Annotated in this window: 12 protein-coding genes; 5 read left to right on the plus strand and 7 right to left on the minus strand. The window is 66.6% G+C overall.

Going from position 1 to position 12706, the window contains the following annotated elements:
• Entirely contained in the window at nucleotides 1–1029 is a 1029-nt protein-coding gene (locus AORI_RS45240) for a YhjD/YihY/BrkB family envelope integrity protein (RefSeq protein ID WP_016331250.1), read from the plus strand.
• A gap of 2 nt (nucleotides 1030–1031) precedes the next feature.
• Here AORI_RS45240 and AORI_RS45245 read toward each other — a convergent pair whose 3' ends face one another.
• Complete coding sequence (locus tag AORI_RS45245) at nucleotides 1032–2270, minus strand: D-alanyl-D-alanine carboxypeptidase family protein (protein ID WP_016331251.1); 1239 nt, start codon at nucleotides 2268–2270, stop codon at nucleotides 1032–1034.
• Between the two features lie 43 nt (nucleotides 2271–2313).
• On the opposite strand from AORI_RS45245, the gene AORI_RS45250 reads away from it, so the two are divergent.
• Both AORI_RS45250 and AORI_RS45255 read left to right on the plus strand, forming a co-directional pair.
• A complete protein-coding gene (locus tag AORI_RS45250) occupies nucleotides 2314–2568 on the plus strand; it encodes an SCO4848 family membrane protein (protein ID WP_026467335.1) in 255 nt (84 codons plus the stop codon).
• A 79-nt stretch (nucleotides 2569–2647) separates the two neighbouring features.
• Nucleotides 2648–4060, plus strand: a complete 1413-nt coding sequence (locus tag AORI_RS45255) for a S8 family peptidase (RefSeq protein WP_016331252.1) — start codon at nucleotides 2648–2650, stop codon at nucleotides 4058–4060.
• A gap of 51 nt (nucleotides 4061–4111) precedes the next feature.
• Here the strand turns inward: AORI_RS45255 and AORI_RS45260 are convergent, their stop codons facing one another.
• Nucleotides 4112–5029, minus strand: a complete 918-nt coding sequence (locus tag AORI_RS45260) for a hypothetical protein (protein ID WP_043848556.1) — start codon at nucleotides 5027–5029, stop codon at nucleotides 4112–4114.
• Between the two features lie 141 nt (nucleotides 5030–5170).
• Between AORI_RS45260 and AORI_RS45265 the strand changes: the two genes are divergently transcribed.
• On the plus strand, nucleotides 5171–6403 hold the full coding sequence (locus AORI_RS45265) for a M14 family zinc carboxypeptidase (protein WP_228688299.1): 1233 nt from the start codon (nucleotides 5171–5173) through the stop codon (nucleotides 6401–6403).
• 62 nt (nucleotides 6404–6465) lie between these two features.
• On the opposite strand, the gene AORI_RS45270 is transcribed toward AORI_RS45265, so the two are convergent.
• The 5 genes from AORI_RS45270 to sdhC all read right to left on the minus strand — a co-directional run bounded on the left by AORI_RS45270 (nucleotide 6466) and on the right by sdhC (nucleotide 11016).
• Nucleotides 6466–7260 carry a hypothetical protein gene (locus AORI_RS45270; protein WP_016331255.1) on the minus strand — a complete coding sequence of 265 codons (795 nt, stop codon included), beginning with the start codon at nucleotides 7258–7260 and terminating at the stop codon, nucleotides 6466–6468.
• A gap of 334 nt (nucleotides 7261–7594) precedes the next feature.
• Entirely contained in the window at nucleotides 7595–8365 is a 771-nt protein-coding gene (locus AORI_RS45275; protein ID WP_016331256.1) for a succinate dehydrogenase iron-sulfur subunit, read from the minus strand.
• Complete coding sequence (sdhA, locus tag AORI_RS45280; protein ID WP_016331257.1) at nucleotides 8365–10119, minus strand: succinate dehydrogenase flavoprotein subunit; 1755 nt, start codon at nucleotides 10117–10119, stop codon at nucleotides 8365–8367. Before sdhA ends, AORI_RS45275 begins: the two co-directional genes overlap by 1 nt.
• Before the next feature lie 31 nt (nucleotides 10120–10150).
• Nucleotides 10151–10570 (minus strand): succinate dehydrogenase hydrophobic membrane anchor subunit, encoded by a 420-nt coding sequence (locus AORI_RS45285; RefSeq protein ID WP_016331258.1) that lies wholly within the window; start codon nucleotides 10568–10570, stop codon nucleotides 10151–10153.
• 2 nt (nucleotides 10571–10572) lie between these two features.
• The gene (gene sdhC / locus AORI_RS45290) at nucleotides 10573–11016 is read right to left on the minus strand and encodes a succinate dehydrogenase, cytochrome b556 subunit (RefSeq protein WP_081809635.1); all 444 of its coding nucleotides are present in this window, start codon (nucleotides 11014–11016) and stop codon (nucleotides 10573–10575) included.
• Nucleotides 11017–11562: 546 nt separating this feature from the next.
• On the opposite strand from sdhC, the gene AORI_RS45295 reads away from it, so the two are divergent.
• Nucleotides 11563–12702: a BMP family lipoprotein gene (locus AORI_RS45295; RefSeq protein WP_016331260.1), complete on the plus strand. Its 1140-nt coding sequence runs from the start codon at nucleotides 11563–11565 to the stop codon at nucleotides 12700–12702.
• Nucleotides 12703–12706 lie beyond the last annotated feature (4 nt).

Raw genomic sequence — 12706 nt, forward strand, 5'->3', positions numbered from 1 at the left:
TTGACGGTGGCGAATGATGACGGCGCGAAGCCGGAACAGGACAAGCTGTTACCGCGCCTGAGGCGGAAGTACGGCTGGCTCGATCACCTCATCCGGGCCAATGACGCCTTCACCGAGCGCTACGGCAACCATTACGCCGCCGCCATCACGTACTTCAGCGTGCTTTCGGTGATCCCGATCCTGATGGTCGCCTTCGCGATCCTCAAGATCGTGCTCGCCGGCGACCAGGTGGTGACGAACCAGCTCGTCGACGGCATCAAGAAGTCGGTCCCGGAAGGCCTGAGCGACCTCGTCGGCAGCATCATCAAGGCGGCGCTGGACTCCGGCGGCGGCATCGGGGTGTTCGGTCTGCTGCTGGCCCTGTATTCGGGCGTCGGCTGGATGACCAACCTGCGTGACGCGCTGACCGCCCAGTGGGGCCAGGAAAAGCAGCAGTTGCCGTTGGTGTCGACGACGATCAAGGACCTGCTGTCCCTTGTGGGGCTCGGTCTCGCGCTGGTGATCTCGTTCGGCCTCACCGCGGCGGGCAGCGGGGTCGGGCGATTCCTGCTCGAACTGGTCGGCCTCGAAAACCAGGGCTGGGCCGTGTTCCTGTTGAAGGTCGCGACGATCCTGCTCGGCCTGCTCGCGAACACGCTGGTCTTCCTGTGGGTCATCGCGAGGCTTCCCCGTGAGCACGTCGCGCTGCGCAGCGCGGTCAAGGGCGCGATCTTCGCCGCGGTCGGGTTCATCGTGCTCCAGCAGGCCGCGACCGTTTACCTCGGCAGCGTCACGAAATCACCGGCGTTCACGTTGTTCGGCCCGGTGATCGGTCTGCTCGTGTTCGCGAACCTGGTGTCGCGCTTCCTGCTGTTCGTCACCGCGTGGACGGCGACGGCGAAGGAGAACCAGCACACGGTCGTCGAGCCGCCCGCCCCGGTGCTGATCCACCCGAGGGTGACCGTTCAGCAAGGGCCGGGGCTCGGCGCCGTCGGCGGGGCCTTCGCGACCGGCGCGCTGCTGGGCTGGCTCGGCCGCCGCAAGTCCTGACGTTATTCGCCCGCCATGGCCTTCTTGCGCTGGTGGCCGATGACGAACGACGCCACGATGATCAGGAAGACCACCAGCGTGATGATCCAGCCCGTCACGCCGAAGGGGTCTTCGGCCGCGGCCGCTGCGCCGCTGTTCGACGCGCCGTCGGCGTTCGGTGCGGCGTTGGCCGGGTCCGCGTTCACGGCTTCCGGCGACCGGTATTCGATGCGCCCCACCGATTCGGCCTTGGCCTCGCGCAGCGCGATGCCGTAATCGAGAAGCTTCGCCGCCTGCTCGGTGACCCGGGTCGGGCGCTGCTCGGCGCGCAACATCACGACCCCGACCCGGTGGCCGTTCCGGACTGCGCTGCCCGCGTAGGTGTGGCGCGCGTCGTCGGTGAAGCCGGTCTTCCCGCCGGTGAACCCGGGGTAGCTGCCGAGGAGCTTGTTGTCGTTGTAGATCGTGACGACCGGTTTTCCGCCGGTCGCCGGCACCTCGAAGCTCTTGGTCTTGACCACCTTGGCGAACTCGGGGTTCTTCATCGCGTAGTGGAAGATCAGGCTCATGTCGTAGGCGGAGGTCGACATGCCGGGGCCGTCGAGCCCGGACGGTGTCGCGGCCCGGGTGTCCGTGGCGCCGATGCGGGTGGCCAGCGCGTTCATCTTCGCCAGGGTCGCGTCCAGGCCGCCGAGCACGGTGGAGAGCGCGTGCGCCGCGTCGTTGCCCGAGTGCATCAGCAGTCCGTGCAGCAGCTGGTCCACTGTGTACTGACCGCCGGCGCCGATGCCCATGCAGGTGCACTCCTGCTCGGCGTCCTCCTTGGTCGCCACGACGATCTTGCCCGGCGGGAGTTCGGTGACCACGACCAGCCCGAGCAGGACCTTGATCAGCGACGCCGGGCGCTGACGGGCGTGCGGATCCTTCGCCGCGATGACGTCACCGGTTTCGAGATCCTGCAGCACCCACGCCGCCGAGGTGTTCCCCTCGGGCGGGTTCAGGGCGCGCTTCGGGAGCACGAGCCCGCATTCGGCCATCCGGTCGCCGCCCACCGGTACCGGCGGCACCGGCAGCGGAGCCGGCGCGGTTTCGCCGGGGCGCGGCTTCTCGGAGGTGTCGACGGGCGGGGGAGGCATGACCTTGTTCGCGCACGGCTGCGCCTGGGCTGGTGGCTTCGGGGCGGCTGTGGCCACCGGCGTCACCGCGAGGGCGAGCACACCGGAAACGAGGACCAGGAGCGACCGGGAGATAGCGCTGTGCACCCGAGCAATGTAGCGTCGCCGGGCCCGCTGCATACTCAGGGGCATGCGCATTTCGCGAGGTACTTCGATGTTCCTGCTGGGTTTCGGCGTGTGGTCGTGGATCATCTGGATCACGTTCGCCAAGAACCTCTGGGACAGTGACCGCGCCTGGGCCGCGGACGGCTCGCCCACGGCTTACTTCATCGTGCACGCGGTGCTGACGGTGGTCTCGTTCGTGCTCGGCACCATCATCGGTCTCATCGGTCTGCGCACGCTTCGTGGCGCCAAGTCACGGGACGCGGAAAAGGCTGACGCCTGATCGGGTTTTGTCGTCCTTTTGACGGTGTTGGGCGGGGTCCGGCTCGCTTAGGTTCACTCCACCGAATCATGGAGGTGGAATGTCCCGGATCAGACGCCTGCTCGTCCCCGCGCTCGTCGCGGCGGCGGCGGGAAGCGTGTTCGTGGCCCCGTCGGCGAGCGCCGCGCCCGCGCCGCAGTGCGACACCGCGAGCGCGCCGTTCAACTACGTGGTGCTCTACAACCCGCGTACCCCGGAGCGCAAGGTCGACGCCGAGCTGCGCGCGAAGTGCGGCGAGAAGGTCGCGTACTACCCGGAGATCGGGGTCGCGGTGGCGACCTCGCGCAACGCCGACTTCCAGGCGAAGATCGGTGTCTTCCGCGCCTACTCGGGCGGCCGTGACGTCGCGTTCCCGCCGGCGGCCACCACCCGCTCGACCCGCTCCGCGGTGGTCGACACCAAGGAGAACGAAGAGACCACCAGCGTCGCGGTCGAAGAGGACCTGTCGGCCCAGCAGTGGGACATGCGGGCGATCCAGGCTCCCGAGGCGAACAAGATCTCCGGTGGCAGCCGCTCGGTGACCGTCGGCGTGCTGGACTCGGGTATCGAGCCCACCCACCCCGCGCTGAAGGCGGCCCTCGACCCGGCGGTGTCGGCAGGCTGCAACAGCGGCGCGCCGGACACCACGCCCGCCGCCTGGGCGCCCACGAACTCCGACCACGGCACGCACGTCGCCGGCACGATCGCGGGCAAGGACGCCGCGCGTGGCTTCACGGGTGTCGCGCCCGGCGTCAAGCTGGCGTCGGTGAAGGTCGTGAACGACGACGGCCTGATCCTCCCCGAGGCCGCGGTGTGCGGATTCATGTGGGCGGCGAAGCACCGCTTCCCGGTCACGAACAACAGCTACTACATCGACCCGGGCATGTTCTACTGCGCGAAGGAGCCGGGCGACGCGGCCGCGTTCGAGGCCGTCCGCCGCGCGGTGACCTACTCGACCGGCCGTGGCGTGCTGAACGTCGCCGCCGCCGGCAACAGCGGTTTCGACCCGGACAAGCAGACCACCGACCCGAACCGCCCGCACCCGGTCGACGAGAGCTGCGGCATCCTGCCCAAGGCCATCGACGGCGTCGTCAACGTCTCGGCCATCGGCTACGCGGGCACGAAGTCGTCGTACAGCAACTACGGTGACGACGTCTCGGTCACCGCCCCCGGTGGCGACCGCGCCCAGCTGCCGCCCGCCGGCCAGGGTGTCGGTTGCCCGCTGTCGACGATCTTCAACGGCGGCTACGGCGCCAAGTGCGGCACGTCGATGGCGTCCCCGCACGCCGCCGGTGTCGCCGCGCTGCTGGCGTCGCGCTACCGCCACGCTCCGCCGCGGGTGCTGACCTGGCTGCTGGAGCACCAGGCGGACGAGGTTCCCTGTGGAACCGCGGCTCCGGTCTGCGAGGGTCCGGCGAAGGACAACTCGTACTACGGGCACGGCCGCGTCAACGCCCTGGACGCGGTGAAGTAAAAGGGTTTCGCTTTTCGGAGGCCGGCCCGGGTGATTCGGGCCGGCCTCCGGTCATGCGGGCCGTCGTACGTCGGCGATGAACCCGAAGCGGTCGCCGCGCCGCGGTGATGTTCCCGAAAGCCGGAGTATCGTGTCCTGGCCATCGCGTGAACGTTCCACTTGCGTCGTGGGCAGGGGTTTCACTTTCAGTGCGGTGTCGTCTTTGAGATTCCGGAATTTCACCTGGAAATCGAACTCGGCGACCGTGGTGGTGAAGAGGATGTCAAACGCCTCGGGGCGAATTTCCTTCATGAGCTCAGCCGAGTGTTTCGGCCAATGCCATTCGGCGGTGACCACGTCTCCTTCTTCCACCGCGCGGCCGAGATGAACATAGACCGTCAGTCTTGAGCAGCCTCGTTCCGTCTCTGACCACCTTGAAGTCGTGGGAATCCGCACTCCGGAGCCTGGTGCCGAAGCCATGGCATGGACGAAGTCGTAGGCGACTTTCCGCTTGTCGCGATTTGTAAGCTTGTTTTGGCTGTAACAAATCGCCGTGAATGTGAGGTATCGAAGGTGGCGGTCCGCGGCCTCTGCCATCGCTACCTCCTGGCGAATCCAGGTATCGCCGTTTTCCTCGATCGATGTTTCCTGCTTCCAGCGACGAATGCTCACTGGGTCTGTCTGGGGCAAGTCCGGCAAGTAGGAGTGAAGGAGTTGCTCGGTCTGGGTCAAGCGATCTCGCAGCCTCCGAGTCCCGGAGAACGAAATGAGCGCGGTGGTCAAGAACAGGCAGGCGGCCGCTGTCGCGAAGATCGTGCGCAGCCAGGCGAGGCCGAGAACCTGGCCGAGCAACCCGATGGTGCCCAACGTGGCGACAGCGCTGGTGACCACCCGGAGGTAGCCGTGACGGTATACGAGGTCTTCGAGGTCCGAGAGCAGCGGCAGGAGCCGGCGGGACAGGGTTTTGCGCAGTTCGGTCGTCGTTTCCATGGGATCCCCTCGGATCGACCAGCCGATGACCCACCAGGCTAGCTCGACCACGCGTTCGCCGGGTCTCGGCACTTTCGCCGGATTCGCGATCGGGGTCCTTCTCGCTACGTTGTGAGCACCTTCGACAGTGGGGAGTTCACGATGTCGTTGTCCGGTCGGTTGGTTCCCGTGGTGGTGGGGCTGGCGATGCTCCCGCTTGTCAGCGCGCCCACGGCGGTGGCGGCGCCGGTGGCACCTTGCAGCGAGGAACCGCGGGAGCTGCCCATCGACGAGTTCACCGATTATCGCGAAATGGTGCGGGAACTCGGCAGGCTCGAGCGCGTGAGCAAGGGGCGAGTGGCGGTCAAGGAGGTCGGGCGGTCGAACCGCGGCCGGGTGCTCCATCAGGCGACCGTCGGGACCGGGCCGAAGGTCTTCGTGGTCTCCAGCGAGATCCACGGGAACGAGAAGACCGGCACCGACGCCCTGCTCCGGATCCTGGACTACCTCGGCACGTCGGAGTCGCGGGACGCCGAGCGGCTGCGGAAGACCATCACCTTCGTGGCGGTGCCGAAACTGAACCCGGACGGCGCCGAACTCGACCGGCGCGGCAACGATCTGTCGTGGGCCGAGGTGCAGCGGAAGTTCCCCCAGTTGAAGGACCGGCCGCCCACCTGGAACTACCTCAGCGACGTCCTCCAGGGCGACGACTACCGCAAGCGGCCGGGGTTCGACGTCAACCGCGACTTCAATCCGGACCTGAACTACGTCCCGCGCGCGGAGGACGTCCCGGGCGCGCCGGATCAGCCGGGCTGGTTCATCACGCCCGAGGCGCGGGCGCTGCGTTCGGTGTACCTGGAGCTGACCGCGCGGCGCGGGAAGGTGCCCGACGTGTACGTCGATCTGCATCACCAAGGCGCGTGCGTCCGCCAGGAAGGCAGCAACCGGCTCCTCGACGTCAGCATCGACTACCCGCCGCTGCCGGACAAGTTCTTCGAGCCCGGCCAGAAGTACGCGAAGTACCGCGACGTGTACACAAAGGACGAATCGCGGCAGCTGGCGATCAGTGCGTTCAACGGGATGACGTCGCGTGGGTTCGTCGGGGCGCGGTATCCGCATGCGCCGGACCGGGACCTGCCGGGGCAGGCGCGGTGTTCGTTCGCGTTGAACGGGACCGGGACGGTGCTGTTCGAGGTGCGCGGGCAGACGCAGACGCTCGGGCAGCAGCACCGGGAGCACTTCACGCGCGCGGTGATGGCGGGGCTGTACAACATGCTGCGGGACGTGAGCACGGGTGCTGTGGACCGCATCGATCCGGAGGCTTTCGACCTGCTGCCGGGTACCGCCGACTCCGGTGCCGATCATCACTCGCTGGACGCCCGGATCCTGGAGTAGCGGCTTTCCGTGAAGGCCTCCTTCCCTACTTTGAGGGTAGGGAAGGAGGCCTTCACGGACCATCAGGCAGCAACAGCAAGGCGGACCTGAGGACGCGGCGGGGAAGCGGCGACCTGCCACGCTGTTTCCAGATCCGAGATCACGCCGGCCGGATCGTCCAGCAGTTGCGAAGGAAGCGTCTGAACGACGACGATCCCGGCCGTCGCGTACCTGGTGTTCCGGTCCACGGTCCGCCGGTAGGCGGCCCGGCGGAAATGGAAGTCGAACGAATCGATTTCCCATACAAGGCCGACGTCGTCCCACCATGCGTCCGGCCTTCCCAGGTAGTTGCCGAAAACATCGAACAGTTCGGCGTTCCAGTGACTTGGCGGTGACTTCAGTCGCTGGCTGAGCACCTTCGCCCGCGATTCGGCCATCGAGCGGATGTCAACCCAGTCGCTCAAGATCCGCCTAGGCACTGCGGTTCCACGCTGGGTTCCGTGGTTCAGTTCCCATAGCAGCGCCTTGGGGTGGCATTTGCCCTGTTGGATCGCCTCGATCAGTAACTCTTCCGCCACCAGCGGATCAATGAGCCGACGGACGGCGTCGGTCGTCGCTCGGATCAACGGCGCGAGCGGTACTCCGGTCCGGTTCACCGGTGCGGGTAGACGCAGCGTTCTCTCCGTGACCACGAAGCCGACGCTTCGGATCTTCCGATCGTGCGGTATCAGCACATGCAGCTCCGGGTCGTCCGGAAGCGCGGACGGACGCAATCCGTGGAGTCGGCACGCTTCGATTCCCGTGAGCACTGTCTTCGCACCCGCGTAGAGAAGTGCCGCAGTCACCAGTTCCGCCGAGGTCGGCTTCTGATCATGCATGAGGACGATCCCGGGAAGGAGTCGCTGCCACGGCCCACCAGGCAAGCATCGGTTGTAGATCGTCTTACTGGGCATCTCCAGTGATTCCAGGTCGGCGACCCGGACGACGCCCTTACGGCTTCGCGCTAGCAGCAGTTCGGGATGCTGTGCCCATCTTCCCCTTTTGACCACGTGACCCAGCCTGTCCGCCGGTGGCCGTCCGCGACAGCCTCACTTCACGAACCTGTGGATAACCGGGTGTTTGTGGATAACTCCGAAACGCCGTGAAGGCCTCCTTCCCTACCTTGAGAGTAGGGAAGGAGGCCTTCACGGACTTCAACGCCAACCAGAGGCGTCAGACGCGCTTGAAGAGCAAAGCGCGCTTCACTTCCTGGATCGCCTTCGTGACCTGGATGCCACGCGGGCAGGCATCGGTGCAGTTGAACGTCGTCCGGCAGCGCCAGACACCCTCGGAGTCGTTGAGGATGTCGAGACGCTCTTCGGCGCCTTCGTCACGCGAGTCGAAGATGAACCGGTGCGCGTTGACGATCGCGGCCGGGCCGAAGTACGAGCCGTCGTTCCAGTACACCGGGCACGAGGACGTGCAGCAGGCGCACAGGATGCACTTGGTCGTGTCGTCGAACCGGTCGCGGTCGGCCTGCGACTGGATCCGCTCGCGGGTGGGCTCGTTCCCGTAGGCGATCAGGTACGGCTTCACGGCCTTGTACGCCTCGAAGAACGGGTCCATGTCGACGTAAAGGTCCTTGAGCGTCGTCAGGCCCTTGATCGGCGCGATGGTGATGGTCGTCTTCTTGCCGTTGGTCTCGAGCAGGTCCTTCATCAGGACCTTGCACGCCAGCCGGTTGATGCCGTTGATCTGCATCGCGTCGGAACCACAGACGCCGTGCGCGCACGAGCGCCGGAACGAGAACGTCCCGTCGATGTAGTCCTTCACGTAGAACAGCAGGTTCAGCAGCCGGTCGGTGCGCTGCGCCGGGACGTCGTAGGACTCCCAGTGCGGCTCGTTGTCGATCTCGGGGTTGAACCGGAGGATCTTCAGCGTGACGGTGATCGGCGTGTGGTCGGAGGACACGGCCTCCGACTTCTCGGGGGTGGCCGTGGTCATCAGTACTTCCGCTCCATCGGTTCGTAGCGGGTGAAGGTCACCGGCTTGTAGTCCAGGCGGACGTCGGCGGTGAGACCTTCGCCCTCCTTGTAGGCCATGGTGTGCCGCATGAAGTTCGTGTCGTCGCGGTTCGGGTAGTCCTCGCGCGCGTGCCCGCCGCGGGACTCCTTGCGCGCCAGGGCGCCGACGACCAGGACCTCGGCGAGTTCGAGCAGGAAGCCCAGCTCGACGGCCTCGAGGACGTCGGTGTTGTACCGCTTCCCCTTGTCCGACACGGTGATCCGGCTGTACCGCTCCTTCAGCGCCTGCACGTCGGTCAGCGCCTGCTTGAGCGTGTCCTCCGTGCGGTACACCGAAGCGTGCGAGTCCATCGTCCGCTGCAGCTCGGTGCGGATGTCGGCGACGCGCTCGTCACCGTGCTCCGAGAGCAGCAGCGCCAGCTGGTCCTCGACGAGCTTGGTCGGGTTCTCCGGCAGCTCGATGTGCTCGTGCGCCAGCGCGTACTCGGCGGCCGCGATGCCGGCACGACGGCCGAACACGTTGATGTCGAGCAGCGAGTTCGTGCCGAGGCGGTTCGAGCCGTGCACGGACACGCACGCCACCTCGCCCGCGGCGTACAGGCCGGGGATGACGTTTTCGTTGTCCCGCAACGCCTCGCCGTGGATGTTGGTCGGGATGCCGCCCATCACGTAGTGGCAGGTCGGGAACACGGGCACCGGCTCGGTGACCGGGTCGACGCCCAGGTACGTCCGCGAGAACTCCATGATGTCCGGGAGTTTCGCGTTCAGCGTCTCTTCCGGGATGTGCGTGACGTCGAGGACGACGTAGTCCTTGTTCGGCCCGCAACCGCGGCCCTGCAGCACTTCCTGCACCATCGACCGGGCGACGATGTCACGCGGCGCGAGGTCCTTGATGGTGGGGGCGTAGCGCTCCATGAACCGCTCGCCGTCGGCGTTGCGGAGGATGCCGCCCTCACCGCGCACGGCCTCGGAGATGAGGATGCCGAGCCCGGCCAGACCTGTCGGGTGGAACTGGAAGAACTCCATGTCCTCCAGCGGCAGGCCCTTGCGGAAGATGATGCCGAGGCCGTCACCGGTAAGGGTGTGCGCGTTCGACGTCGTCTTGAAGATCTTGCCCGCGCCGCCGGTGGCGAACACGATCGACTTCGCCTGGAAGACGTGCAGCTCGCCGGTCGCCAGCTCGTAGGCGACGACGCCGGAGGCGGCCGGGTTGCCGTTCTCGTCCGGGGTCAGCACCAGGTCGAGCACGTAGAACTCGTTGAAGAACTCGGTGCCGTGCTTGACGCAGTTCTGATACAGCGTCTGCAGGATCATGTGCCCCGTGCGGTCCGCGGCGTAGCAGGCGCGGCGCACCGCGGCCTTGCCGTGGTCACGGGTGTGCCCGCCGAAGCGGCGCTGGTCGATCTTGCCTTCGGGCGTCCGGTTGAACGGCAGGCCCATCTTCTCGAGGTCGAGGACCGCGTCGATGGCTTCCTTCGCCATGATCTCGGCGGCGTCCTGGTCGACCAGGTAGTCGCCGCCCTTGATCGTGTCGAAGGTGTGCCACTCCCAGTTGTCCTCTTCGACGTTCGCCAGCGCGGCGCACATGCCGCCCTGGGCGGCGCCGGTGTGCGAACGCGTCGGGTAGAGCTTGGTGAGGACCGCGGTGCGGGCACGCTGGCCGGATTCGATGGCCGCGCGCATGCCGGCGCCACCGGCGCCGACGATCACCACGTCGTACTTGTGGAACTGCATGAGGACTCCGCTTTGAACGTGTGGTGGGGCGTCAGTTGGCCGAGATACCGGGATCGAAGGTGAAGATCACCATCGTGCCGACGGCGAGGATCAGCACCATCGAGACGTAGAGCACGATCTTCAGCCAGAACCGGGTGCTGTCCTTGCGGGCGTAGTCGTCGATGATCGTGCGCAGCCCGTTGCCGCCGTGGATCTCGGCGAGCCACAGCATCGACAGGTCCCAGAACTGCCAGAACGGCGAGGCCCAGCGGCCGGCGACGAAGCCCCAGTTGATGCGGTGCACGCCGCCGTCGAGGATGTTCATGATGAACAGGTGGCCGAGCACCAGCACGACCAGGGCGAGGCCCGAGATGCGCATGAACAGCCAGCTGTAGAGCTCGAAGTTGCTGCGGCGGGCAGCGGGGCGCTTCGGCGAGCGCGGCTTGTCGAGTGCGAGAACTTCGGTTGCCATGGTCAGTGCCCCCCGAACATAACTTCGACGGTGCGCTTCATCATGAAGAAGGCACCGGGAATCATCACCACGACCCAGATGGCCAGGATGGTCCAGAGCATCGGCTTCTGGAACTTCGGTCCCTTCTCCCAGAAGTCGACCAGCATGACCCGGATGCCGTTGAGCGCGTGGAACAGCACCGCGCCGACCAGGCCGACCTCGAGGAGGTTGACCAGCGGGGTCTTGTAGGTCTCGATGACCTCGTTGTACGTGTCGGGCGACACGCGCACGAGCGCGGTGTCGAGCACGTGCACGAAGAGGAAGAAGAATGTCAGCACGCCGGTGATGCGGTGCAGCACCCAGGACCACATACCGGGGTCTCCCCGGTAGAACGTCCCTTGCCGGCGTGAGGCACCCGCCCGATCGCTCGCGGCCGCCTCGGTGGCGGTGCTAGCCGTGGTGGACATCGGTGAACGGCCTCCAACGTCATGGCTTGGGCCCGCTGACCGCTGGTTTCCGCGCCTGCCGCCGGGACGTCCACCTGGGGACGGCTCCGGCGACGGTGCCGAGATCATGGTCATCGAGCGTGGATGAAAAGGATGCTAGACCCGCACCTCACGGTGGGCTCACCTCCGGGTTCCTCTGTGTGATGGACCAGACATCGAGGCCCTCGCACGATCGAGTGACGAGGGCCGGTAACTCACCGGTTCGTCCACTGTGGACGCGCCGGACGGCGCCACCGGAGGGCCTGAACGGTGCGTGACGATCTTCGGCGCGTCACGCGGCCTGGGGGCCGGGCGCTGCCTGCGATTACTCCATTCCGATCACCGTGCGTACTCCATTCGTCGCGCTTACGACTCATGAGTAAACGTTTGTGTTACGTAGCGTGCCTTTCCTATGGCAGCAAAGCGGCCGTTAGGTACCGTCTCTCGGTCGAACCCGGCAGCGTCGCCGGGTCGCTTTCTTCGGACCATCCGCTGGATCAGCGGGGAGGGAGACACACGTTGCGTCGCATGCGTGGAACCGCGCTGGCCGCCGCCGCCATGGCCGGTGCACTGGTACTTGCCGGGTGCGCGAAGGATTCAGGTGCGGGGAACAACAACAACGCGAGCACTGGGGACCAGTCCGCCAGCTGCGTGACGGCGCCCAAGCCGCCTGCCGCGGCGGCCGCCTCGACCAGCTCCAGCCAGGCCGGTGAAAAGGTCGACGGCAGCAAGCTCAAGGTCGCGCTGGCCTTCGACGTCGGCGGCCGTGGCGACGCGTCGTTCAACGACTCCGCCGCCGCCGGTACCGACAAGGCGAAGGCCGAACTCGGCGTCACCTCGGTGACCGAAAGCACCGCCGCCGCGACCGAGGACGAGGCCGCGAAGTCGCAGCGTCTCGACCAGCTCGCTTCGCAGGGCTTCAGCCCGGTCATCGCGGTCGGCTTCGCCTACGCCAAGGCCGTCGGCGCCATCGCGCCGAAGTACCCGAACACCCAGTTCGCGATCGTCGACGACGACTCCGTCAAGGCCCCGAACGTCACCCCGCTGGTCTTCGCCGAAGAGCAGGGCTCGTTCCTGGCCGGTGTCGCCGCCGCCTACAAGTCGAAGAAGTGCCACGTCGGCTTCGTCGGTGGCGTGAACACGCCGCTGATCCAGAAGTTCGAGGCCGGCTTCCTCCAGGGTGTGAAGGCCGCTTCGTCCAAGGCCAAGATCGAGGACGAATACCTCACCCCGGCCGGTGACTTCTCCGGGTTCCAGGACCCGGCGAAGGGCAACGTGAAGGCCGCCGCGCAGATCGCCAAGGGCGCGGACGTGATCTACCACGCCGCCGGTGCCTCCGGTAAGGGCGTCTTCGAGGCGGCCAAGTCCAACAACGCCATGGCCATCGGCGTCGACTCCGACCAGTACAACCAGAAGACGGTCGAGGCGTCGAAGGACGTCATCATCACGTCGATGCTCAAGCGCGTCGACGTGGCGGTGTTCGACTACCTGCGCGCGCTGGCGAAGGGCGACCTGACGACCCTGCCGAAGCGCTTCGACCTCAAGGTCGACGGCATCGGCTACGCCACCTCCGGTGGCAAGGTCGACGACATCAAGGACGTCCTCGACGGCTACAAGGCGCAGATCGTCTCCGGGGCGATCACCGTCTCCGACAAGCCGCAGAAGTAAGCTC

Origin of the sequence: Amycolatopsis keratiniphila (assembly GCF_000400635.2) — a bacterium.
GTDB classification, from domain to species: domain Bacteria; phylum Actinomycetota; class Actinomycetes; order Mycobacteriales; family Pseudonocardiaceae; genus Amycolatopsis; species Amycolatopsis keratiniphila.

Excerpts from the sequence above, each read along its gene's own strand:
- AORI_RS45260 (WP_043848556.1), bottom strand. The coding sequence starts at position 5,029 with ATGGAAACGACGACCGAACTGCGCAAAACCCTGTCCCGCCGGCTCCTG.
- AORI_RS45275 (WP_016331256.1), bottom strand. The coding sequence starts at position 8,365 with ATGACCACGGCCACCCCCGAGAAGTCGGAGGCCGTGTCCTCCGACCAC.
- sdhA (WP_016331257.1), bottom strand. The coding sequence starts at position 10,119 with ATGCAGTTCCACAAGTACGACGTGGTGATCGTCGGCGCCGGTGGCGCC.
- AORI_RS45250 (WP_026467335.1), top strand. The coding sequence starts at position 2,314 with ATGCGCATTTCGCGAGGTACTTCGATGTTCCTGCTGGGTTTCGGCGTG.
- AORI_RS45295 (WP_016331260.1), top strand. The coding sequence starts at position 11,563 with ATGCGTGGAACCGCGCTGGCCGCCGCCGCCATGGCCGGTGCACTGGTA.
- AORI_RS45285 (WP_016331258.1), bottom strand. The coding sequence starts at position 10,570 with ATGGCAACCGAAGTTCTCGCACTCGACAAGCCGCGCTCGCCGAAGCGC.
- AORI_RS45255 (WP_016331252.1), top strand. The coding sequence starts at position 2,648 with ATGTCCCGGATCAGACGCCTGCTCGTCCCCGCGCTCGTCGCGGCGGCG.
- AORI_RS45265 (WP_228688299.1), top strand. The coding sequence starts at position 5,171 with ATGTCGTTGTCCGGTCGGTTGGTTCCCGTGGTGGTGGGGCTGGCGATG.
- sdhC (WP_081809635.1), bottom strand. The coding sequence starts at position 11,016 with ATGTCCACCACGGCTAGCACCGCCACCGAGGCGGCCGCGAGCGATCGG.
- AORI_RS45270 (WP_016331255.1), bottom strand. The coding sequence starts at position 7,260 with ATGCATGATCAGAAGCCGACCTCGGCGGAACTGGTGACTGCGGCACTT.